Origin of the sequence: Neptuniibacter sp. UBA6509 (assembly GCA_002435145.1) — a bacterium.
Classification (GTDB): Bacteria; Pseudomonadota; Gammaproteobacteria; order Pseudomonadales; family Balneatricaceae; genus Neptuniibacter.
This window is the reverse complement of sequence record DJLT01000053.1, coordinates 20,435-42,906: the sequence shown is the minus strand read 5'-3', so window position 1 is coordinate 42,906 and position 22,472 is coordinate 20,435. Positions and strand designations below refer to the sequence as shown.

Sequence of the window (22,472 nt, the reverse complement as noted above, 5' to 3'; positions counted from 1 at the left end):
GTACTTGATGAAGCTGACCGTATGCTCGATATGGGCTTCGTAGGTGACGTTTTAGGCATTTTAGAAAGCATATCTAAAAAGCGCCAGACAATGCTGTTCTCTGCCACACTATCCAGCGCCGTACATAAGCTTTCACGCCAGATTTTAACTCGACATGAAACAATTAGTGCTGCTAAAGCAAATATTACTGCAGATACAGTCGATCATGTGGTTTACCCAGTAGAAGAGAAACGCAAAGCTGATCTGTTCGCTGAGCTTATTAAGAAACATAACTGGTTTCAGGTTTTAGTTTTTACAAGCACTAAAGGTCAAGCCGATGAGCTTATGAGAGACCTTAAGTACGATGGTATTGATGCGGTTATCTGTCATGGTGACAAAAGCCAAGGCGCACGTCGTCGCGCAGTCGCTGATTTTAAAGCGGGTAAAGTTCAAGTCCTTGTCGCAACTGAAGTTGCGGCACGTGGCCTAGATATTAAAGGCCTTGAACACGTCGTTAACTATAACCTTCCCTACTTAGCTGAAGATTATGTCCATCGTATCGGTCGTACTGGGCGTGCAGGTCAAAAAGGACAAGCCATTTCATTTGTGAGTCGTGAAGAAGAAAGTGCACTGGATAATATCGAACACCTGATCGGTGCTCGCATACGTCGTATTCATATGAAGGGGTTTGAAGTCGGAAGCAGAGAAGGCTTACGTAAGCGAATCAGTAAAAAAGGCCCTAAAAAACGCATTAACAAAGAAACGAGAACTAAAATTATAAGTAAGCGCTCTGCTAACAAAACAGCAAGCGTAAAAAAGAAAAAACGCTAATTAAGAGTATCGCACGCTTTGATTACAAGCGAGTATGAAGCGATTCTTAATCGGGAGAACCGCTTCTATGCGCTACAAGATCTACAGCTATCAATGGACAACTTAACCCCATGGTTATGTACTTTATAACCTTCAAGAATTTAATACTCAGTAGTTAAGCACAAATCCTAACTGCATAAGCTTGATACAAATTATCGATTCTCAAACTGATCAGCAGCATTACGTTTCATGCTTCTTTCATAAATGTAGTTTTCTGAATCTTGCTTTTTGCGCTTACTCTTAACTGGCTTTCTTCTGGTGTGAGTCTCAGTGTAATTGGAGTTAAAGCGCCCCTCTAGTTCGTCATCAAAGACAATCTCATCCATTCTCAATTTACTGCTCATTCTCTTTTCCCGAAATATTAAAAATTCAGACATCTACATAATTCATGTAGATAGCAAACAAGCATATAAAAACGTTTTTATGTGACCGATTGATTAAGGCCTGATGACATTTTTGTTAGATAACTTAAATTTGGTCTAAATCTACTGCGGTTGAAAACTTGTTACGTTTAAGTGAAATAAGAGAACGAAACTTTCGGAGGTTAATATCGCTGGCCAATTCTCTGCGTGCAAATGCTTCATAAGCCTCCATATCAGCCACCATAACCACTAACACAAAATCGACATCACCTGTAACCTGATAACACTGTGTCACTTCAGGTGCCGCTTGCATCTTCAGCATGAAAGCATCATGCACATCAAGCTGGTCTCTGTTCATTTCCACTTCGACAATGATATTTATGACTCGTCCAAGGAGTCTTGGATTAACCAGTGAGACATCCGCAACGATAATACCCTCTTCTCGCAACCTACGAACACGTCGCAAACATGCAGGTGGAGAGAGGCCTACTTCCTCTGCAAGCTGTAAGTTGCTGACTTTATTATCTAGCTGCAGACAACGCAGAATATGACGATCAATTCTATCCAACGCATTAGTCATAAATTACACATCACACTCATTAATTTTAATTATATTAAAAATGATAATTTATAATTGAATATTATTTCTTAATACAAGAAACAAAAGAAATCCTAACTAAATCCAGTCATTTAAACTAGAGCCTTCATTTAACATTATCAAGGCTAAACAGATCATGCGCCCGCCTATTTTCTCTCTTACTTCTATGCGTGCGACTCTCATCGGGTTGGGTAAAGAGATATATGAGGTCTGCCTTTTATTATTTAAGCTCACTATCCCTGTCATCATAGCCGTTAAAGTGCTTGAAGAGCTTGGAGCCATTCCGTATCTGAGCGCAGCTTTATCCCCACTCATGCAGCTGGTGGGGCTTCCTGAAAGCATGGGCATTATATGGACGACAACACTTCTCACTAATATCTATGGTGGAATGCTTCTCTTTTTTCAAATTGCTCCGAGTGAAAACCTGACAGTCGCACAAGTGACTGTACTAAGCAGCATGCTATTAATGGCGCATAGCTTGCCACTTGAGTTGAGAATCACTCAGATGGCCGGAATGCGTTTTGTTTTTTCATTTTTACTGCGTGTTTTATCAGCCTTACTACTAGGCGCGCTGCTATATCATATCTACCGTATAGGGGGATGGTTACAGGAACCGGTAGAACTGATCTGGCAGCCAGATAATACTGGGCCACAAAGCTTTTATGACTGGGTAATAATTCAGCTGAAAGGTCTAGGAATGATCGTTATGATTGTCACCGCCTTACTCTCATTGCTGCGTTTATTGCGATGGCTACACGTTGAGCGCTTAATGATATGGCTACTTCAACCTCTGTTAAAGCTAATGGGGATAGGCAGGCAGGCGACCTCCCTTGCCATTATTGGGGTCACGCTTGGGCTCTCGTTTGGAGGTGGGTTATTAATAAAAGAAGCACAAAGCGGTAGTGTAAGCCCTAAGGACTGCTTTTCCGCTCTATGCCTATTAAGTATTTGCCACAGCATCATAGAAGATACTCTACTTGTATTAACTATGGGGGCTGATTTATCTGGCGTCTTATGGGCAAGGCTTTTGTTTAGCTTAATTGTTGTAAGCCTAATCACTCGATTACTACTCAATACCAGTGTTCAATTTCAACAACGCTACCTCTTTAGAGATGTATCAACGCCTGCATCTAATGATAAGACTCACACTGAAACTGTGAGCTCTGGTGACAAACTTTGATACATATAGAGACCTCTACCGAACACAAAAAAGGTGTTTACTTTGCTCTCGCAGCTTTTGGGATGTGGGGCATAGTCCCTGTATATTTTAAGTCTATTGAGCATGTATCACCGCTTGAAGTACTTGCACATAGAGTTGTTTGGTCTGTTGTATTTCTAGCCGGTTTTATTGCGCTCACAAACAGAATGAAAGAAATTTACGCTCTGTTTAATCGCCCAAAGATAATATACAGCTTAGCGGCCTCTGCTGCGGTCATCGCCCTTAACTGGTTAGTATTTATATGGGCTGTTGGTCAAGATCGAATCATTGAATCCACATTGGGGTATTTCATCAACCCATTGATTAATATCGTATTCGGATATTTTATCTTCAGTGAACGCCTTAGACCTATGCAATGGGCAGCCGTTGCACTGGCAGCCATTGCTGTTACTTATCAAGTGATACTTTTAGGAGAACTGCCCTGGGTAGCATTAACGTTAGGATTCAGTTTTTCAATTTATAGTTTGCTTCGAAAGAAAATTCCTGTGGATTCTATCAGTGGTCTATTTATAGAAACCTTATGGCTCCTCCCTATATCATTGGCCTATATGGTCTGGCTCTTAAGCAACGGAAATCTACAGTTTATTAATGAAGACGATGCAACAATGTGGCTTCTATTAGGCGCTGGCTTAGTGACAAGTTTTCCACTCTTAGCCTTTGCATCCGGAGCGCGGCGTTTAAGCCTTACACTTATTGGTTTACTACAATACATTGGTCCAAGCATCGCATTCTTAATCGCTGTTTTTTACTATGATGAGCCTATGAACTCGGAACGTCTTATAACCTTTATCTTAATCTGGTTAGCGCTTGTAATTTTTAGTGTTGAGGGCTTGCTAGTACAGAAAAGAAAAAACGGATAGATCCATCTTTGTTAAATAATAGAGCCTTGTTTAAGAATAAGCGATAAACAGCGAACCTATAACTATCGAGAATTCGTTAGTTATTAGGTAATTCGAGTTACTTAGAAGCTTTGAATTTAACATTGGTTAAGAAAACAGCTAAGCCTAGTAACGCTACTGATGTCGCATACATTAATAGATCAGAAGGTTCCTCAATCACCATCTTAGTAGTCAATGATAAAAACTGGAGTATTAACATCATGATTACCATAGAACCCAGTTTTCTTTTAAGTTCATCAATACTATTTATGACCAATAGGTTTGAATGCAGATCTTCGGAACGCTTATCAATTTTGATTTTACTGATGAATATTTCATAGATACCAAAACCAAACATCAGCATAAGACAAGCGACTGAACGATAATCTCAATTAAGATCAAAAGCAGCTCAATGCGAGCATCAAGTCCTAAACCTTTATTAATGGCGACATCAACCAAATGTATAAAGTCATAAACAACGAATCCGACTAAAAGCAGCGCGCCTGCCATAATTGCCATAACGGTTAACAATATGACCCAGCGTAACGACCACATATTTTTTCTAGACTTTTCACGATTCAATAAGCTCCCTTTCATCAAATTTGCTCTTTAGGGCGCCACAATTTCATAACAGACACAAAAAAAAGTATTCCACTTCGGTACTGTTATCTACCCAGTGTTAATCAACTTTTAATAATTAGAGACAGTACGGCTGTCTCTAAAATATATATCTAATAGGGTTTGTTTAAGACTTCCGCTTATCTTGATCAGATTTGCGCTACCCATTTACGTTAAAGACAAGTACAGTTCACTTTTTCTAAACTTCTAAGCATTAAAGAGCCATAATGAATAGCAGCAATCTTCAAGCAAACTTCGACAAGATACGCAGTAATCGCATATTCGAATTCTTTGTAGTTTCTGTGATCCTATTTTCGGCACTGGTTATCGGTGCAAAAACTTACAATATCCCTAGCCACTTTCTAACAATGATTACCTGGTTAGACCGCGCTATAACCGTGTTCTTCCTAATAGAGATATGCATCCGATTTATTGGTGAGCCGAACAAGAAAGATTTCTTTAAAAACCCTTGGAACATATTTGACACCTTAATTGTGGTCGTCAGCTTAATACCTATCCAAGATAGTGAGTTGGCATTAGTTGGTCGATTAATCCGTATTTTCCGTGTTTTAAGGATGGTCTCGATTGTCCCTGAGTTACGCTTATTACTTAACTCACTTATTAAAGCTTTACCTCAACTAGGCTACGTTATCTTATTGATGTTTATAATTTTTTATATATACGCTGCTATTGGTGCTTCGTTTTTTATGCACATCAATGAAGATCTTTGGGGTGATATATCAATTGCAATGCTTACCCTATTTAGGGTAATGACCTTTGAGGATTGGACGGATGTCATGTATGAAACGATGGCTGTCTATCCATTTAGCTGGCTGTATTACTTAACCTTTATTTTCCTAACCACTTTCGCCTTTCTAAATATGGTTATTGGCATCGTGGTAAATGTTATGGAAAATGAACATGCTGAAGAAGCAAAGCAAAAAGCCCTTGATGAAGGACAGCTTACAATCGAAGACCTTTCTATGCAGATAGCTGAACTGAAGCAGCTCATTCAGGAACGGAAATAATCTCCCTATTTCTGAGCGTTTGATAAAAAGCCCGCTATTCAGTATGAATAACGGGCTTTTTCTTATACGCGATTAAATACGTACTTGCATGATCCGATTTGTTAATAAACATCCTCGCGGTAGCGATCCTGCTCCCTAAGCGTTTGCACATCGATTCCAAGTGGTAAGATCACTTCATTTAATGCCGCCATAACGCTGTTTGCCATGCGCCGTCCGCCACAAACAAGTATCTGAGCACCCTCCTCAATCAACCTGCGTAACTCGTCACCGTCAAGAGTGATTTTGTCTTGAACATAGGCACGTTGGCTTACACGGGAAAACACAGCGTTCAACTTGGTTAGTCTCTTATCCTCAAGGTAAGAGTTCAACTCAGCTTTGTAGAGAAAATCAGATTCTGGACAACGACCTCCCCAATAGAGGTGCATAGCATGATGCGCTGTATTATGACGTATAAATCCAACCAAGGGGCCAATACCTGTACCTGCGCCAATCAGTACAATAGGTGCATTGCTTGATGAAGGCCGAAAGCTAGGATTAGGCTTTATAAAAGCGTTGATACTGTCGCCTATCGAAAGCGCATGAAGATAACTTGAGCACACCCCCCCCAAATGGTAGCGTACACAAATCTCTAACATGCCATCCTTGGATGCAGAAGCGAGCGAATAAAAGCGAGGCATGTTACTTTCTGGAGGCAATATCCCCACTAAATCGCCTGCCTCAAAATGGCTTAGGCCCGAACGCCCTGCCACCTTATCAAATAATCCAACAACACCTTCACGAGGCTCCTCTTTAAAGCGAAACACGGTTGTCGGAGCCTGAACCTCTGCGCCGTAATCAATCCGTTCGGCAAGCACGAGTTTATTACAACGCGGTAGTGCGGGACTGTGCGCCAACACTAACTCAGTACCAAGCACCTTGCTAAGCTCGACACCCCAACGCGCAAACTCTTGAGGGGATTGCTGGTTGATCGTCTCAAAAGGCAGTAATACCTGCCAGCCTTTTGCCCTGAGTGCAGTGTCTACATTTTTGGCGAACTGACAGAAGTGAGGAAATTGATTATCACCAAACCCTAAAACGGCAACTGGAAGGTTGGGTGTGTGGGTTATCATCTCAAGTATTGCCATAAAGTGGTTGGCTGACGAAGGCGCATCGCCATCCCCGTAAGTTGAAGTAAGAACAAACAATCTTTTAGCATGGGGGTAATGATTCACAAAATTGTTCATCGCAGTTGTATGTACAAGGTACCCAGCCTTATTAAGTGAGTCATGCAGCGTCTTAGCAAAACCCCAAGTACTATTGCTTTCGCTACCTACTAATATAACCGTGTCTGCCATACGAATTGCTGTATTGTTATTCAACTCAGTATCTGACTTGTGACGCTCCCACCATATTTGAATCCCTGTCCATGACATCATAGGTACAGCAAGCGCACAGAGACCAAGAAGCAAGCCTAGCCACCATAACCCTTCACCGGTATGTAACATAAAAATCAACTCATAGAACGCTTGCTTTGTACCGTAGGCTTGATAAGAAAGTAGCTGTCCTGTTGATTGATCGATAAAACCACTGCCCTGTTTTGTTTTGATTGTATACACATCAGTCAGGTCTTCTGCGTAAGGATAAACCAGCTCTCTTAGTTCACTGACAGGTATTTCTTTTAATGCTTGAAGCTTATCCGTGGGTAATGGAATACCACCACTGACGCTCTCGGGAAAAGAAGGTTCGATCGATTGAGGTTCAGGCAATAACTCAAGGGATACGGCTGACATATATAGGCCAGTCACGGAAGAAAGCAGTAGCCCAAGCACGATTACCCGACCCATTTGACAATGTAATTGCTGTTTAAAAGATCCTTTAATTGGGCGAAAAATCTGACGAAAACTGCCAAGTCTATTCGCTAACATAAATACGCCTGAAAACGTTATCAACAGCATCAGCAATGCGCCAATACCCGTAGCGACTCGCCCAGGTGTATCTAGTAGGTATGAGCGATGTAAACGTTTAACCCACACCATAACAGGCGACGCTGTATATGGCCCTATGGTTTCTCCTGTTAACGGGTTGATAATATCAGCACCCGTGCCATCAGCATTCGCAAAATAGACAATAACCGTACCAGAGGAGGTTCGCTGTATCTGTTCAGCACCCGGGTAACGCGATGTAAGTTTCGCCGTCAATTCCGCAACGCTAGTAGAAGAGGTACCGACTACCTTGGCTTGAGTTCGTTCCAGAAACGGATCAAGAGCCAGAATCCCTCCTGTAATGGAGATCACCACAACTAAAGCCGCTGCTATCAAGCCTAAAACAGAATGAAATTTACGTAACATGTAATAACTCCAGGCCTGTCACTAAAACGAATAAGTGAAGGTTTTAACGTACCCGCGCCCAGAAATTGGTTGGCCTACACCCTCGCTCGTAAATGGAACAACGATGTCATTGCGGTGATCACGCATGTCTTCGACGGCGGAATCAATCCTAAGCTGAAAACCAGAATCGATATAGCTATCAGCTAGGTCTAGGGTAACCGTTAACGTTTTACCGCTAGTGACGCTTGCGCCAGTCAATCCATCGTATTCACTCTCGCGCTTACGAGTACCGCGTACCCAACCACTTAAATGTTTGTAATATTTTGATTTCTGACCCGCAACCCAAACCGTTTCTTGATATATCCCTTTCTCATCAGTTAGATAAATCGCTAAATAAGCGCCATCACCACCATAATTTTTCATTTCAGTGGTTAGATTTACTTCACGAGCTGAAGCGGTTGTCGTAAGAAATGCCCCACTAAGCAGGCATAATGTCATTGCTATATATTTCATTGTTTATCTCTCTGCTTGCTAACTGAAGACGCTTTATTCAATCGTGACTTTAGGTTTATTAGACCTGTGCGCCTTAGGATTCATGCCATCAGTTTTTGTAACACCATCCCAACCTTTCAAGTAATCCGAGGCATCGCCTGACTCATCAAATTCAATCTCAAGCTCTATAAGACTAAACGAAGCAGGTGAGAATTTAGCTTCAATACGATTGCCCTTACGGTCCAATCCTTTGACCTCATAACAACCGTCGTCTACTTTTATGCGGTCAACCTGCCATCCCCTATCGGTTACCATTTGTCTAAGGTGTTGGCGCGGTTGCCAATCTGACACAGGGTCCGTGCAATCTTCGCTCGCAAAAGCTGCACCAGTTAACACGCAGGAAGTGATAAAAATGGTTAATATTTTCTTATTCATGAGGGCTCTCCTTTATATTTTTGTTCATAGTAAATGACTTTACTGACACCTACCTGAACGCAAAGCACCGATGATGAGAGCATGCAAAATAGACTGCGTGTTGATATGATTTGATGCCGTTTATTACCATGACACAGCTCTCAGAGGTCGAAGATGCGCATATTATTGGTCGAGGATGCTGAAGACTTAGGTGAAGTAATCCATGATCAGATCGCTGATGAAGGGAATGCCGTTGACTGGGTTAAAACCCTTGCTTACGCAGAAACGAGCAAAGAGACAACAGACTACGATCTAATTTTACTTGATCTTATGCTACCTGACGGGAGCGGTATCGACTTCTTAATCAATTTACGCCGCTCAGGCAGTATCACCCCTGTGATTATCATGACCGCCCGAGATCAAATTTCTGATCGTATTAAAGGACTCAATGCCGGAGCTGATGATTACCTCGTAAAACCCTTCGACCTTACTGAGTTATCAGCGCGAATAGCCGCGGTAACGAGACGGTACTCAGGCAATCCAAATCCTCTGCTAAAAATAGGGTCATTAGAGATTGATCTAACGAAACATATTGTTTCCCGTAATCAAGTGCCTATAGAACTAACCGCACGTGAATGGGCTTTACTGGAGGCGTTTATCCAACGTCCGGGCACTTTACTTTCAAAGCCACAATTAGAGGACCATCTTTACGCCTTTGGAGCAGAAATCGAAAGTAATACTATTGAGGTTTATATCAGCCGATTGCGTAAAAAATTAGGCAAAAATCAGTTAGAAACCGTACGTGGTTTGGGTTACAGGATGACTCCCTGATGACACAGTCACGCAGCCTTCAAAAAACCCTAGGGATTGGATTAACACTGGGCGCTATTCTTCTGTGGATAATGGCCATATCAGGCGCAATACTTGTTTCACAAAATAAACTGAATGAATTATTTGATAGTGCTCTGGCAGAAACGGCTCAACGTATCATGCCTCTAGCCGTTGTGGAGATAATGAACAGAGATGAAACTGGGCTGCCTCAGAACATCATGTCATTTGAAACGCATGATGAGCCCCTGACCTATCTTGTGAGAAATCGGTCGGGAAAGATATTACTACAATCTCATAACGCTGAACCTAGCATCTTCAATCAAGTGTTACTTGAAGGGTTTAACACTTCAGGCACCCACAGGCTCTATGGTGCTTGGGCTGTACAGAAAACAATACATATTGAAATTGCTGAACCTTTAAGCCAAAGGAAAGCCGCAATCACAGAGATGGCGATTACCCTATTATGGCCATTAATATTAATTATCCCTCTCTGCTTCATCGGTACATGGGCATTTGTTCATTACAGCCTACGTCGAATTTTGATCTACCGTAATGAAATTGAATCTCGAGGTAGTGGCGACTTATCGCCTGTCAGCGTAACAGGCCTACCAACTGAGATTCTGACGATTGCAGAACCTGTCAATGATTTGCTAGATCGCTTGCGCCGAGCGCTTGAGTCAGAAAGATCATTCACGGCCAATAGCGCTCATGAATTACGTACACCCATTGCGACCGCATTGGCACAAATACAGCGATTAGAAAAAGAGCTTCCTGAAGGAGATAGCAAAGAAAGGGCCTTTAAAATTGAAAAAACAGTGCGCACCTTATCTAATCTGTCTGAGAAATTAATGCAACTTGCTAAAGCGGAAGGCGGCGGGCTTTTTTCGAATGAACAACATGATCTGACATCTATAATACAGCTGGTTACAGATGATCTAAGACGCTCCTCGAACGTAAAAATTATTGAGTATTTCCCGCCGGAAAGCTTAGGGATTAAGTCAAAGATTGATCCCGATGCATTTGCTATTTTAGTCAGAAATTTACTGGATAATGCGATCAAACATGGAAGTCAAAACCAACCAGTGGAGATACACTTTTCAAGACAAGATGAATTGAGAATTGTAAATGCAGGGAATATCGTCCCAGCAGAGCATCTAGCAAAGCTACGCCAACGTTTTGTTCGATCAAAGACAACAGCACATGGCTCTGGTTTGGGTTTAGCTATTGCTGACGCGATCGTAACAGGCATAGGCGCATCGATGTTGCTTAACTCCCCCGCGACGGGCCGCCCAGATGGTTTTGAAGTGGTGATTACACTATCAGATAGTTAACGTGTCATGATTAATGACAGGTGAGATTCATATAATTTATTCAGTCGTATTCAACCAGAAAAGTAGGTCTTAGGGTCGCCACATTTCCAAGCTGGGTACTTGGTCATACTACTTGAAAAAAGGGCTGAGGATTTGAGGTCTGCTAACCAGCACTGTAAATGTTCGTAGGATGTTGCTTCAAACCATTCCAAATCAACATGCGCACACTGCCTTATAAAGGGAAAGAGCGCCATATCTGCGAGTGTTGGCTGATTGGTGAGCAGATAACCATCGTTCGATCCTAGCAAATCATTCAGCTTTACAAACCACTGTTCACACTGCGAGCGATAATATTCCTGCGAATGTTCTGGATAACGATCAGCATATTTATAACGATCCAGACAGGGCTTAAACACTGTGTCATTTTCATCTATTAGCTTATCGATGGCAGCAACATACTGTGCCCCGTACCAGCAATCAGGATCATTCTGACTGAGCACCCAGCGCATAATATCGATACTCTCATCAATAACTGTCCCATCTGTTAACAGCAAAACAGGTACGGTTCCCTTAGGGGAAATATTAAGCATTGATTGAGGCTTGTTACGCAAAACGATCTCTCGTAGCTCTACACTTACCTGACTATAGGCAATCGCTAAGCGCGCTCTCATTGCATAAGGGCAACGTCGAAAGGAGTACAAAATTGGCTGAAGAGTATCATTCATATTATTTAGGCTGGTAAGCACAGAAACCAGGTTTAGGACCAACAATTGGGTGCTTGCGACAAGTATCGGGCCTATTTTGATAAATACTGCACAACCGGCTTTTCTGCTCTAAGTAAATACAATCATCATTGGCATAGCGAGAAAGCGTATACACCTCAGTTTTATTATTGAAGTGCCCCACAATACCCTCTTTCATTAAACGCTTTGCAAGGCGTTTTGCGGGCTCGTGAGAGTCAAACTCATCAAGCACACCCATACGAACAAGATCGTTGAACCTAACCTCTACAGGCAGGCTGCAGCAGGTCCCGCGACAAGACTGACACATTTTACTTTTATACTTTACCCATGTTTGTAAATCATCAACATTGGCTGCTGGAATTGGCTTATTCATTTAGACTGAGTTATTGCTATGCTATAAATTGGATCGCGATGATAGCATCATCTTATAACCTAACAAATAATCTTCCTGATGGTTTATGAAGCAAGATAGTCGTTTTTTAGAATTATATACTGAACATGATCGATGGCGGATCATTGATGAGCCTCTTTCCCGTGACCCTCAACAAGCTCTTGAACACGACACGGCTTTGTTACAAGAGATCGCAAAAGGTAAGCGAGGAGCAACTGCTCGCCTTTGGGAGACCCCTCCGTGCCTAGTTGTCACGAAAAAAGAGACTCGATTTCCTAATTACGATGAAGCCGTCATTGAGATGTCAAAAAGAAAATGGCCGCCTATCGTTCGCAGTAGTGGAGGAACAGCTGTTCCTCTGCATCCGGGCATTTTAAATTTATCCATTATTGTACCGCAAACAACTATATCAACGTTCGACCTTGATGATATGTATTTAGCTTTGTGTGAACCAATAAACAGGGCTTTAATTAAATTAGGTCTTAAGCCTGAATATGGTGAAACACCAGGTTCATACTGCGATGGACGCTATAACTTAAATATTAGCGGACTCAAAATCACAGGCACCGCACAAAAAATAATGCTGTCCCCCCCCAACGTTAAACATCTTAAACAAGGGGTGCTCGCACAAGCGATGCTAATGGTAGAAGCAGATGCAAAACAAGGGACTGAATTAGTTAATCTGTTTTATGAGAAGGCAGGAAGCGAACGTAAATTCGACCCTTCAGTGGCAACCAGCATACAGGGCATCATTAAGACAGAAGACTCTAGAGGTGCATTAACACTCAAGCTTCGCAAAATGATCATTGAAGAACTTAAAGCATTGATTAAAGAATAATCAAAACATCACATAACCGTAACATAGCTCATTTATAGTGTTATCACGTTCAAGGATAAGTAACGTATAGAGATGCAATGGATTGCTCTCTTCTCTCTTCATACTTAAAAACTCTACAGCCCACACGTTTTAACCTTTCATGTCTTTGATGGAATTATCTAAATAGATTATAACTAGATAAAGTACTGATATAGGTAAAACAGCAGTTAAGAAGAAATATCTAATAATTTCCCTTTGCGTACTCTCTCTGCCTGCAGTGATGGAACCAATTCGGAGGAACAGAAAAGTCCGAATTTACTTACTTTGAGCGTGAATCGCTATTGGAAAAAGTAAACGTAAGATAGGCTTTTGAAGTTTCTAAAAATAGAAAGCAACAACACTTTAATAAAAATCAGGCATAAAAAAAGCGACCCTAAGGTCGCTATAACTCAATAAGCTAAATTTATAGCCTATAGGGAGCCAGCATAGGAACTACACTAGCTCTTCAGAGGATTCCTTAGAAGAAACCTAGTGGTTTTTCGCTGTAGCTTACTAGCATGTTTTTAGTCTGCTGGTAATGCTCAAGAATCATCTTGTGAGTCTCACGACCTACACCAGACTTCTTGTAACCACCGAATGCAGCGTGTGCTGGGTAAAGGTGGTAGCAGTTCATCCAAACACGACCAGCCTGAATGCCACGACCCATACGGTAAGCAATGTTAGTATCACGAGACCATACGCCGGCACCAAGACCGAACTCAGTGTCGTTTGCGATAGCGAGTGCTTCAGCTTCATCTTTAAAAGTAGTAACAGCTACTACTGGACCAAAGATCTCTTCCTGGAAAACGCGCATGTCGTTTGTTCCTTTAAGAAGAGTTGGCTTGATGTAGTAACCAGAACCATATTCGCCATCAAGCTTCTCAATACCGCCACCTGCAAGGACTTCAGCGCCCTCTTCACGACCGATATCGATGTAGCCTAGGATCTTATCGAACTGCTCTTGGGAAGCCTGTGCACCAACCATTGTTTCAGTATCTAGTGGGTCACCACGTTTGATTTGACCAATACGTTCAACAACTTTAGCTAGGAATTCATCAGCGATATCTTCCTGAACCAATAGACGTGAAGGACAAGTACAAACTTCACCTTGGTTAAAGAATGCTAGTACAGCACCTTCAACAGCTTTGCTTACGAACTCATCATCCTGAGCCATAACGTCGTTAAAGTAAACGTTTGGAGACTTACCACCCAGTTCTGTAGTAGATGGGATGATGTTCTCAGCAGCACATTTCATGATGTGAGAGCCTACTGGTGTAGAACCAGTGAATGCGATCTTAGCAATACGAGTACTAGATGCTAATGCCTGACCTGCTTCACCACCAAAACCGTTTACAACGTTTAGTACACCTTTTGGCAATGCTTCAGAGATGCATTCCATTAGGATTAGAATAGAAAGCGGAGTTGCTTCAGCTGGCTTAAGAACAATAGAGTTACCTGCCGCTAGTGCTGGTGCAATTTTCCATGCAGCCATCAATAGTGGGAAGTTCCAAGGAATGATCTGACCAACAACACCTAGAGGCTCATGGAAATGGTAAGCAACCGTAGTTTCGTCGATTTCACCGATAGTACCTTCCTGTGCACGGATGCAACCAGCGAAGTAACGGAAGTGATCCGCCATTAGAGGTACGTCTGCAGCTAGAGTTTCACGTACTGCTTTACCGTTATCCCAAGTTTCAGATACAGCTAGACGTTCTAGGTTTGCATCAATTAGTTCAGCACATTTTAATAGAACATTCTGACGCTCGATTGGAGAAGTTTTACCCCAAGTCATTTGTGCAGCATGTGCAGCGTCCAGCGCCAGATCAATATCGGCAGCATCGGAGCGTGGGATTTCACAAACAGACTCACCAGTAATAGGCGTAGTGTTAGTAAAATACTGGCCATTAACAGGAGCAACCCACTCACCATTAATGAAGTTTCCATAACGTTCTTTAAAGGTAACAACAGAGCCTTCTGTACCCGGCTTAGCGTAAATCATCTTCTATGTGCCTCTTGTTTTTATCTACTGTCAGGAGTGTTGGACAGTATCGTTTATTTACCCAACTATATTAGCTACGCAGGAAGAAACACAGATATCATCCCTTGGCATCAAAAAAATACTTATTTGGTAGTAGTTATGGCGGCCCTCCCCCTACGTAAGCCTTATAACAATCACCCAAACACAACCAAGAAAAATCCTAACCTATTGATATTTAAGAACTAAACTATTTTAAGGTTATTAAATGAAATTGAATCAGAAAAACGGGTTCAAATTATACTAACCGCCATTAATTCAAAACAGATGCAGTTTAGAGCATACTCAGATAATACTCACTAAGGAGCATACGTATGACATCACGGTACGAGGTTCAAAGCTGGCAAGAGTTTTTAGAGTTAGTTGAGTCTGACCAATTTAGAGGCTGGGCCTTCCGCGGACAAAGCGATGCTGAGTGGAGTCTTGAAAGCTCTCTGACTCGTCGACTGAAGCAATATGTGCCAGAAAAGAAATGGGCAGAGCAAGAAGCTCGTGCTATTCGAGTATTTAAACGTAAGGCGCATTACTTTCTTGATGATACAAGCGTGTTAGACGATGACTTCAGGTGCTTAGCACTCATGCAACATCATGGCGCTCCCACCCGCTTACTTGATTTCACCAAGTCTCCATTTGTCGCGAGTTATTTTGCTTTACACTCGTGTATTTCAACGGCGGCAGTATTCGCAGTTAATACGCCCGCGCTTTGGCATGAAGCAACACCGCCTAACCATCCCGACCTTACAAGGGAAGCGATCAGCCCCCGCAACGGAGGTCACTTAGATAAATACTACTTATCCAATCAGTATTCAGTCGTTTGGCCTGGAGAGCCATGGTCAATGGATCGTCGAATCGTTGCTCAGGCAGGAACTTTTATGCTGCCAGGTCAAATTAATGTATCCGTTGAAGATCTCCTGAACAGCTATAACTACGACAAGCCCCTGCTTGCAAAAATAATCATTCCGAAAGAGATCAGGACTCAAGCCATGGAAGCTCTATATCGAATGAATATTAGTCATGCCACACTTTTTCCTGACTTAGACGGACTTGCACGCTCTATTTCTTATGAGCTTGAGGCTAGCTGGATTGGCTCTTCCAGACCCTAGCTAATAAGATCACTGCATATTACATAGCCTTGTAAATGGACTATCGCTAGAATAGCCCAATCCAATAGCGGTCCGTATGGGTATCGCTAACTATAATTTTACAAGGCAACCTTATGTATTCTGAAGCGCCTATCATTGAGCCTATTAATGCATGGACATCACCTCTATTTGTAACAACCAATCCAGATCATGATTTTTTAAAAGAAGATCTGCTCTCATATATCTATAAGGATCAAGAGAGTCAAGAAGCCCCAATCGCTAGCCAGGTTGCAGTTACAGCTAAGCATCAGCTATTTGAAAGCAAACTAAATTTCCTTGAAGCCGAAAATGCAGCGGTGATGGAAGTTAGAAGGTTGTTTGAGGAAGTGGTTTCAGCCATCGCGACAGAGGTAAATGCACCCTATTGGCCAGAAGAAAGTGAAGGAGATGCAACAATTATTGAATCCTGGTATCACGTAACCAAAAACGGTGGATATCACGACATTCACTCTCACCCCAATTGCTCCTGGTGTGGCATCTACTACCTAGAGCCTGGCGAGTGTGAATTAGGCTCAAGGAATGGTGTAAATCGCTTCTACGACCCTCGTATTAACGCAGATCACTATTCTGATGTAGGTACAGCATATCTAGGCGAGCATGGCTTTTGGGATTTTGAACCTGTAGAGGGACAACTCGTTATATTCCCTTCTTACTTAAAGCATTCGGCACTCCCTTATTTCGGAGAGGCTGACCGTATAGTGATTGCTTTCAATAGCGTTATAGATTTCTCATAAGATAAATTAACTGGTCATCAATTACTCCTCCTGTTATTCGTTTGATCAACACAAATCAAAGGCACAAAAAAAGCCAGCTATAAGCTGGCTTTTTCTTGCTGGGACAGGCTGAGCATCACCAAATTGTAATACTCAGTCATAATTCATAAGAATTATTTAGGTAGTTTGAAAGTCCAAACTGTGCCACCTTGGTTTAGGTGCTTAACACGTTTAGCAACTTCGCCACCCCATAGAGGTACTGCACCACCCCAACCGGATACTACAGACAAGAACTGTTCGCCGTTCTCTTCCCAAGTGATTGGGGAACCAACGATACCAGAACCTGTGTTGAATTCGTATTCAACTTCACCAGTTTTAGCATTCAGGCCACGTAGATAACCTTCAGGAGTACCGAAGAATACCAAGTTACCTTTAGTCGCTAAAACACCACCCCATAGAGGAGCGTAGTTGTTGAAGCGCCATACTTCTTTACCAGTTTTTGGATCCATCGCACGAAGAACACCGATGTATTCATCTTTCAGTGCTTTGATAGTGAAACCAGCACCTAGGTAAGCTGCACCTTTCTTATATGCAGTTGGCTCGTTCCAGATATCCATTGACCATTCGTTAGAAGGTACGTAGAACAGCTCAGTATCCTGGCTGTATGCCATAGGCATCCAGTTTTTGCCACCTAGGAAAGATGGGATAGCAAGTACAGATTTACCTTTTTTGCCATCTTTAGAATCAGCTGGGTTACCTGGACGGTTAGCATCGTCGTAGATTGGACGGCCAGTTTTAGCATCCAAACCTTTAGCCCAAGAGATCTTGTCTACAAATGGGAAACCACGGATGAAGTCACCGTTTTCACGATTCAAGACATACATGAAACCGTTACGGTCAGCTGTAGCTGCTGCTTTAACTGTTTTACCGTTAGCTTTGTAGTCAAAAGAGATCAGCTCGTTTACACCATCGTAATCCCAACCATCGTGTGGAGTAGTCTGGAAGTGCCAAGCGATTTTACCAGTATCTGGATCAATACCTAGACGAGAAGATGAGAAAAGGTTGTCGCCAGGACGTAGATGAGAGTTCCATGGTGCTGGGTTACCAGTACCGAAGAAAAGAAGATCTACATCAGGATCATAAGTACCGCCTAACCATGTAGCAGCACCACCGCTTTTCCAAAGGTCGCCAGGCCAAGTTTTGCCTGCTTCACCGCCAGAAATGCCGTTTTCCATTTTCTTGCCATCTTTCCAGATGTAACCCATGTGGCCTTCAACTGTTGGACGAGTCCAAGCAAGTTTACCAGTCTTAGCGTCGTAAGCTTCTACTTTACCTACGATACCGAATTCACCACCAGATACACCTGTAATTACTTTACCTTTTACAACGATAGGCGCTGCAGTGATAGAGTAACCAGCTTTGTAATCTTCAACAGTTTTCTTCCAAACAACTTTACCAGTCTTGTTATTAAGAGCGACTAGTTTAGCGTCAAGAGTACCGAAGATAACTAGGTCATCATACAGTGCTACACCACGGTTGATAACGTCACAGCATGGCATGATGCCATCAGGAAGACGTGCATTGTATTCCCAAAGCTCGTCACCAGTTTTAGTGTCTACAGCGAATACACGTGAGTAAGATGCAGTAACGTACATTACGCCATCTTTAACCATTGGCTGTGATTCTTGACCACGCTGTTTTTCACCACCAAAAGAGAACGCCCAAACTGGACGCATATCTTTAACAGTTTTTGTATTGATTTTGTCCATAGGACTATAACGCTGAGCGCGAAGACCCATGCCGTTAGTCAATACATCGCCTGTGCTCATCTGGTCATTAAGGATATCTTTATCAGTAACGCCAGCTTGTGCCGCGCCTGCAACAGTCATTGCTGTAACTAAGGCAGACAGTGCGAATCTCTTCATTGTAAGCTCCTCTACGGATATTTATTATTGGTGTTCAGAGAGAGCCGGGAAAAATTCCCGAATCATGCAACACATTGTTTTTCTTTAGGGGTTTTACAACAATTAAACCCCAGAAGTAGTTTTCTCATCACTTGGTAGTAATACTCGGAATTCTTGCTAATTAAGGGTAGACCATAGGCTATAAAAGGCTACTAAACACACAGAAAGCCACAATGAAACGGTCGTTTAACTCAGTTTCAGCACTACAGCCCTTTCCCCATTATCAAAAATACTTATCCTCATAAAGGGGGTAAAGATGTGCAACCGTCCTTATGAACTCATGTCGCGTTAGCTTAATATCTGGGAATACTTCATTGATAGGTATTCTAATAACCTCAGTCATGCTTAAACCTTTTTGGGCAGCATCGATTAATGTCTCATCGAGCCATAGAAGATAACGCTTCATCTGTTTTAATGAGTCCTTATCTTTTGAGACAGGCCCGTGCCCTGGAACGATAACTTTATAATCAATTGCTTCTAGCTTTTCTATCTCTTTAAACCAAACATCGAGACCCGGTGTGTGAGGCGTTGTAAGTGCTCGCTGAAAAAATACCATATCAGAGGCAAATAACACCCCTGTTTTACGATCATAAACAACCAGATCGGATCCCGTGTGCCCAGTAAAAGACATCAATGAGAACTGATGACTACCCAGTTTAAGCTTATCGACCTTAAGGTCTTGGGTTGGTAGTTTAACTTCAGTTGATCTCATCCAATCCCCAACAAGACGGTACATATTGCCTGCGAAAGCATCGCCGTGCAGCGCTAACTGCTCATTGGTTTTGGGTAAAGCCAAAATATCTGAATTAGAAAATGCCTGATTACCCAAGAAATGGTCAGGATGGGAGTGCGTATTGAGTACATACTTAATCGGCTTATCAGTGATTTCAGCTATGGCCGCTTTCATCTCTTCGCCGTATTTTAAAGAAGGCCCCGTATCAATAACTAAGACTCCCTCCTCCGTTACCACAAAGCCGGTATTGACAATATTACCGCCATTTTTTCTAGAAAAGTCCTCAAGCGCACCTTTTAGCACCCAAGTATTCTCTGCGATTTTCTGAGGTTTTAAATCATAAGTAAGCGGCGCGGCAACAGCAGCGGTATTGACGGAAAGCAACAAGCTTAAAGTTAATGCCTTTTTATTAAACATTGATACTCTCCTAGAGATCTCGCCCAAACTCATTACCACTATTATCTCTTAACCAAACACTATGTTTTTGGTTCTTATCACGCACATCAAAAGTGATTACAGGGTTTTCGCTGACGGGCTGGGATAGTTCCAGGCGCGCTAAAGATTCACCTTGCTGATTTCGAACAGCGACCTGCTGAATATAGAATTCAGGTATAGCATTTACTAAACCAGTATCCATAGGGTGAATGACTTTAAACTTGTAACGGCCACCCTCCTCTTTTGCGAAGAAGCGGCTTTTCATCTCACCAAGATGACTTTCCCAATAAGGATCAGAATTAGCAGCGCTAGGCGCAGTACAACCGCCACCGGCAGCATCCAAGTATGACCCGCCCATGTGCCAAACACCGTCTTTTGTTTGCACGGCTGCGCGTACAGCAGTTCCTTGCTGAACCTTAATCCTTAAGGATATACGGGGCACTATTTCAGGATGGGGGTAATAAGTAAAAATATGCTGAATGGGGTTAAGGTCCGCCCAAGTAATGATCTGTTTAATGTTACCGCTAAGCGCAGAAGCATCAACCATGATAGGTACTTGTGTTGGATCCTCAGCGAACTCGGGAAGCCCTACTTTGACTCGATCATCAAAAACATAGGCATCATCACCAATAAATTGCGTGCGCATATAGTCCCAAAGAGGCGACTCTAGCGGATCAGGCTCAGCACCATTGGCTGAAAATGACACTGCTGCGCTCACCAGTAACGCAGCTAATCGACCTTTCATTATTAAACCCCTATTATTATTGTTAAAGGTTAGTTTGCTGAAAGCTATTTTTCTACTGATTGATAAAACTCAGGCATCTCATAAGTTAAGCCGTATGAGTGATAAATCTTTTCCATATCACCATTCCGTACCATGCCATCTACAACTTCTTCAATGGCATAACCAAGCTGGCGATACGTATGCTTAACTGCCATACCAATATCCCACTTTTGCTTGCCCATCGACGGATAACCGTTACTTCCGAGCTTAAAACTTTCATTGCCCGACTGTGCTACAAGCCAATCAACTTCAGCCCTCATTGCCATCACTGCATCAACTTCACCACTTTCCATACCTGCAAATGCCTTGCGTGCATTTGCATAGTGATGAGTTTTTTCTCTCATACGGCCACCGAATGCAGACGTAAGATACATAGCAGGCATGCTATCAATCTCTACCCCGATCGGGTGATATTGGAACACGGCAACTGTAGATACGTTATCTAGTTTGCTTGAATCATAAACAACTTTCCAACTCTCGCGCTGATACGGCCCAAACATCACGACCATTTCATTGATAACCGCGCCCGTTGAATCTTGCATATAAGAATATTCGCGATCATAAGGAACACGCATCATCACATCTGCAATATTCTTAAGCGCCAAAGCACCCTGTTTTTCATCTTTATCTAAATAATGCCCTTTCCAGACATTATTGCGAAGGTCATCTTCAAGGTTTTCATCCGGTGTAATCCAATGTGGTTTAAACTCCAGACCCATAGATGAGGCTATAAACTTACCAACATCAACATCGACACCAGCAGGTTTCCCATCTTTTTGAAACGAATAGGGTGGGAAATCGCGATAGAAACCAACCTTGATATACCCGCTATCAATTACATCGTCGTAATAACGCGCTTGCGCCAGGCTGCTAAGCAGGCTGGCGCAAGTTAATATAACGACTTTTGAGAGTCGTTTATTATTCATCTGTATAGCGAGTCTCTAGGTAAGCACGGATAGCCCAAAGAGCTTCTTGGCTTAAGTGCTCTGCCATTTTAGGCATGTAAACACGACCGTCACGAACCGCCCCATTTACAACACGGTATTTGTACCATTCATCGCCTTCGATACCTGGTTCTAGGTAACGAAGATCCGGTGCGATACCACCAGAAATTGCGTCTAGACCGTGGCAGCGCGCACAGTTCTGCGTGTAAGCAGATGTACCGATTGTCACAGCAAGATCACGGTTTTCGTAATCCGCATTGTATGGGTTTTGATCTAACCACTCTTCACCTAGTGGTGTAAGACCTTCAACATCAACGTTCTGAGGTGTTACGTCACCATGAGCAAATGCTTGAGTAGAAAGAGCCGCAGTCAGCATACCTGCAGTAGCCATTCCTAATAATTTTTTATTTATAGACATTCTTATTCACCACTTAGTTTTTATTCGATTCGCCAACTTGGTATTACATTTTTTCAAACAACCAAGTTTTTCTCACTGCAACAATCCAAATTGCAATGGGCGAGAAATCCTTAGAAATACTGATGTCACCCAACTTCAGTTTTCAGGCCTATATGATATTGCTTGTACAAAATCAGCAAGAATTGTACTTTGGGTTTCATAAACTACTCCCTTGGTATGAATAACTCCTCACAGTAAGACTTAGGTTGTATGAATATACTGCCAAATACCCGTCTGATCTGATTATTCAGTCCTGCCGCCTCCAAAGTTCTAACGCCCCCTCAATTCTCGAAATAAGTATTGAGTGGTTCGAATTATCGTAGTCAGTTATAATTTTCATATTAACACCTTTCCTCCAGATATCGTCAAA

At 42.4% G+C, this 22,472-nt stretch carries 24 protein-coding genes; 9 read left to right on the top strand and 15 right to left on the bottom strand.

Going from position 1 to position 22,472, the window contains the following annotated elements:
• Positions 1-810, top strand: an 810-nt coding sequence (locus B4K11_RS07205; RefSeq protein WP_292959307.1) for a DEAD/DEAH box helicase, incomplete at its 5' end; no start/stop codon positions are given.
• Positions 811-1,001: 191 nt separating this feature from the next.
• On the opposite strand, the gene B4K11_RS07200 is transcribed toward B4K11_RS07205, so the two are convergent.
• A complete protein-coding gene (locus B4K11_RS07200; protein ID WP_292949394.1) occupies positions 1,002-1,193 on the bottom strand; it encodes a hypothetical protein in 192 nt (63 codons plus the stop codon).
• Between the two features lie 124 nt (positions 1,194-1,317).
• The gene (locus B4K11_RS07195; RefSeq protein ID WP_292949391.1) at positions 1,318-1,791 is read right to left on the bottom strand and encodes an Lrp/AsnC family transcriptional regulator; all 474 of its coding nucleotides are present in this window, start codon (positions 1,789-1,791) and stop codon (positions 1,318-1,320) included.
• 154 nt (positions 1,792-1,945) lie between these two features.
• On the opposite strand from B4K11_RS07195, the gene B4K11_RS07190 reads away from it, so the two are divergent.
• Positions 1,946-2,989 (top strand): hypothetical protein, encoded by a 1,044-nt coding sequence (locus tag B4K11_RS07190; protein WP_292949388.1) that lies wholly within the window; start codon positions 1,946-1,948, stop codon positions 2,987-2,989.
• Positions 2,986-3,888 (top strand): EamA family transporter RarD, encoded by a 903-nt coding sequence (rarD, locus tag B4K11_RS07185; RefSeq protein WP_292949386.1) that lies wholly within the window; start codon positions 2,986-2,988, stop codon positions 3,886-3,888. The genes B4K11_RS07190 and rarD overlap by 4 nt, the downstream gene beginning before the upstream one ends.
• 97 nt (positions 3,889-3,985) lie before the next feature.
• Here the strand turns inward: rarD and B4K11_RS07180 are convergent, their stop codons facing one another.
• Positions 3,986-4,270, bottom strand: a complete 285-nt coding sequence (locus B4K11_RS07180; RefSeq protein ID WP_292949383.1) for a YqhA family protein — start codon at positions 4,268-4,270, stop codon at positions 3,986-3,988.
• Entirely contained in the window at positions 4,264-4,503 is a 240-nt protein-coding gene (locus B4K11_RS07175) for a hypothetical protein (RefSeq protein WP_292949380.1), read from the bottom strand. Before B4K11_RS07175 ends, B4K11_RS07180 begins: the two co-directional genes overlap by 7 nt.
• A gap of 248 nt (positions 4,504-4,751) precedes the next feature.
• Here B4K11_RS07175 and B4K11_RS07170 point away from each other — a divergent pair, with 248 nt between their 5' ends.
• Positions 4,752-5,552: an ion transporter gene (locus B4K11_RS07170; RefSeq protein ID WP_292949377.1), complete on the top strand. Its 801-nt coding sequence runs from the start codon at positions 4,752-4,754 to the stop codon at positions 5,550-5,552.
• Positions 5,553-5,653: 101 nt separating this feature from the next.
• On the opposite strand, the gene B4K11_RS07165 is transcribed toward B4K11_RS07170, so the two are convergent.
• From B4K11_RS07165 to B4K11_RS07155, 3 genes are read right to left on the bottom strand one after another with little or no spacing between them, the layout of a single operon-like run.
• Positions 5,654-7,879, bottom strand: a complete 2,226-nt coding sequence (locus B4K11_RS07165) for a PepSY domain-containing protein (protein WP_292949374.1) — start codon at positions 7,877-7,879, stop codon at positions 5,654-5,656.
• Positions 7,880-7,900: 21 nt separating this feature from the next.
• The gene (locus tag B4K11_RS07160) at positions 7,901-8,371 is read right to left on the bottom strand and encodes a DUF2271 domain-containing protein (RefSeq protein ID WP_292949371.1); all 471 of its coding nucleotides are present in this window, start codon (positions 8,369-8,371) and stop codon (positions 7,901-7,903) included.
• 33 nt (positions 8,372-8,404) lie between these two features.
• Entirely contained in the window at positions 8,405-8,785 is a 381-nt protein-coding gene (locus tag B4K11_RS07155) for a PepSY domain-containing protein (RefSeq protein ID WP_292949370.1), read from the bottom strand.
• Between the two features lie 153 nt (positions 8,786-8,938).
• Between B4K11_RS07155 and B4K11_RS07150 the strand changes: the two genes are divergently transcribed.
• Positions 8,939-9,595 (top strand): response regulator, encoded by a 657-nt coding sequence (locus tag B4K11_RS07150; protein ID WP_292949368.1) that lies wholly within the window; start codon positions 8,939-8,941, stop codon positions 9,593-9,595.
• A complete protein-coding gene (locus B4K11_RS07145) occupies positions 9,595-10,926 on the top strand; it encodes a sensor histidine kinase (protein WP_292949365.1) in 1,332 nt (443 codons plus the stop codon). The genes B4K11_RS07150 and B4K11_RS07145 overlap by 1 nt, the downstream gene beginning before the upstream one ends.
• A 50-nt stretch (positions 10,927-10,976) precedes the next feature.
• Here the strand turns inward: B4K11_RS07145 and B4K11_RS07140 are convergent, their stop codons facing one another.
• On the bottom strand, positions 10,977-11,630 hold the full coding sequence (locus B4K11_RS07140) for a glutathione S-transferase (protein ID WP_292949363.1): 654 nt from the start codon (positions 11,628-11,630) through the stop codon (positions 10,977-10,979).
• Between the two features lies 1 nt (position 11,631).
• A complete protein-coding gene (locus tag B4K11_RS07135) occupies positions 11,632-12,021 on the bottom strand; it encodes a YkgJ family cysteine cluster protein (protein ID WP_292949362.1) in 390 nt (129 codons plus the stop codon).
• A gap of 85 nt (positions 12,022-12,106) precedes the next feature.
• On the opposite strand from B4K11_RS07135, the gene B4K11_RS07130 reads away from it, so the two are divergent.
• Positions 12,107-12,877: a lipoate--protein ligase family protein gene (locus tag B4K11_RS07130; RefSeq protein WP_292949360.1), complete on the top strand. Its 771-nt coding sequence runs from the start codon at positions 12,107-12,109 to the stop codon at positions 12,875-12,877.
• Between the two features lie 496 nt (positions 12,878-13,373).
• Here the strand turns inward: B4K11_RS07130 and B4K11_RS07125 are convergent, their stop codons facing one another.
• A complete protein-coding gene (locus tag B4K11_RS07125; RefSeq protein WP_292949357.1) occupies positions 13,374-14,894 on the bottom strand; it encodes an aldehyde dehydrogenase family protein in 1,521 nt (506 codons plus the stop codon).
• A gap of 350 nt (positions 14,895-15,244) precedes the next feature.
• Between B4K11_RS07125 and B4K11_RS07120 the strand changes: the two genes are divergently transcribed.
• Both B4K11_RS07120 and B4K11_RS07115 read left to right on the top strand, forming a co-directional pair.
• Entirely contained in the window at positions 15,245-16,033 is a 789-nt protein-coding gene (locus B4K11_RS07120) for an FRG domain-containing protein (protein ID WP_292949356.1), read from the top strand.
• Between the two features lie 113 nt (positions 16,034-16,146).
• Complete coding sequence (locus B4K11_RS07115) at positions 16,147-16,806, top strand: putative 2OG-Fe(II) oxygenase (RefSeq protein WP_292949355.1); 660 nt, start codon at positions 16,147-16,149, stop codon at positions 16,804-16,806.
• Positions 16,807-16,958: 152 nt separating this feature from the next.
• Here the strand turns inward: B4K11_RS07115 and B4K11_RS07110 are convergent, their stop codons facing one another.
• The 5 genes from B4K11_RS07110 to pedF all read right to left on the bottom strand — a co-directional run bounded on the left by B4K11_RS07110 (position 16,959) and on the right by pedF (position 22,063).
• The gene (locus B4K11_RS07110) at positions 16,959-18,710 is read right to left on the bottom strand and encodes a PQQ-dependent methanol/ethanol family dehydrogenase (protein WP_292953871.1); all 1,752 of its coding nucleotides are present in this window, start codon (positions 18,708-18,710) and stop codon (positions 16,959-16,961) included.
• Positions 18,711-18,972: 262 nt separating this feature from the next.
• Entirely contained in the window at positions 18,973-19,899 is a 927-nt protein-coding gene (locus B4K11_RS07105; RefSeq protein ID WP_292953868.1) for a quinoprotein relay system zinc metallohydrolase 1, read from the bottom strand.
• A 10-nt stretch (positions 19,900-19,909) separates the two neighbouring features.
• The gene (locus B4K11_RS07100; protein ID WP_292953865.1) at positions 19,910-20,662 is read right to left on the bottom strand and encodes a quinoprotein dehydrogenase-associated SoxYZ-like carrier; all 753 of its coding nucleotides are present in this window, start codon (positions 20,660-20,662) and stop codon (positions 19,910-19,912) included.
• Between the two features lie 44 nt (positions 20,663-20,706).
• Positions 20,707-21,627, bottom strand: a complete 921-nt coding sequence (locus B4K11_RS07095; RefSeq protein ID WP_292953862.1) for a substrate-binding periplasmic protein — start codon at positions 21,625-21,627, stop codon at positions 20,707-20,709.
• Positions 21,620-22,063, bottom strand: a complete 444-nt coding sequence (gene pedF / locus B4K11_RS07090) for a cytochrome c-550 PedF (RefSeq protein ID WP_292953859.1) — start codon at positions 22,061-22,063, stop codon at positions 21,620-21,622. Before pedF ends, B4K11_RS07095 begins: the two co-directional genes overlap by 8 nt.
• Positions 22,064-22,472: the final 409 nt, after the last annotated feature.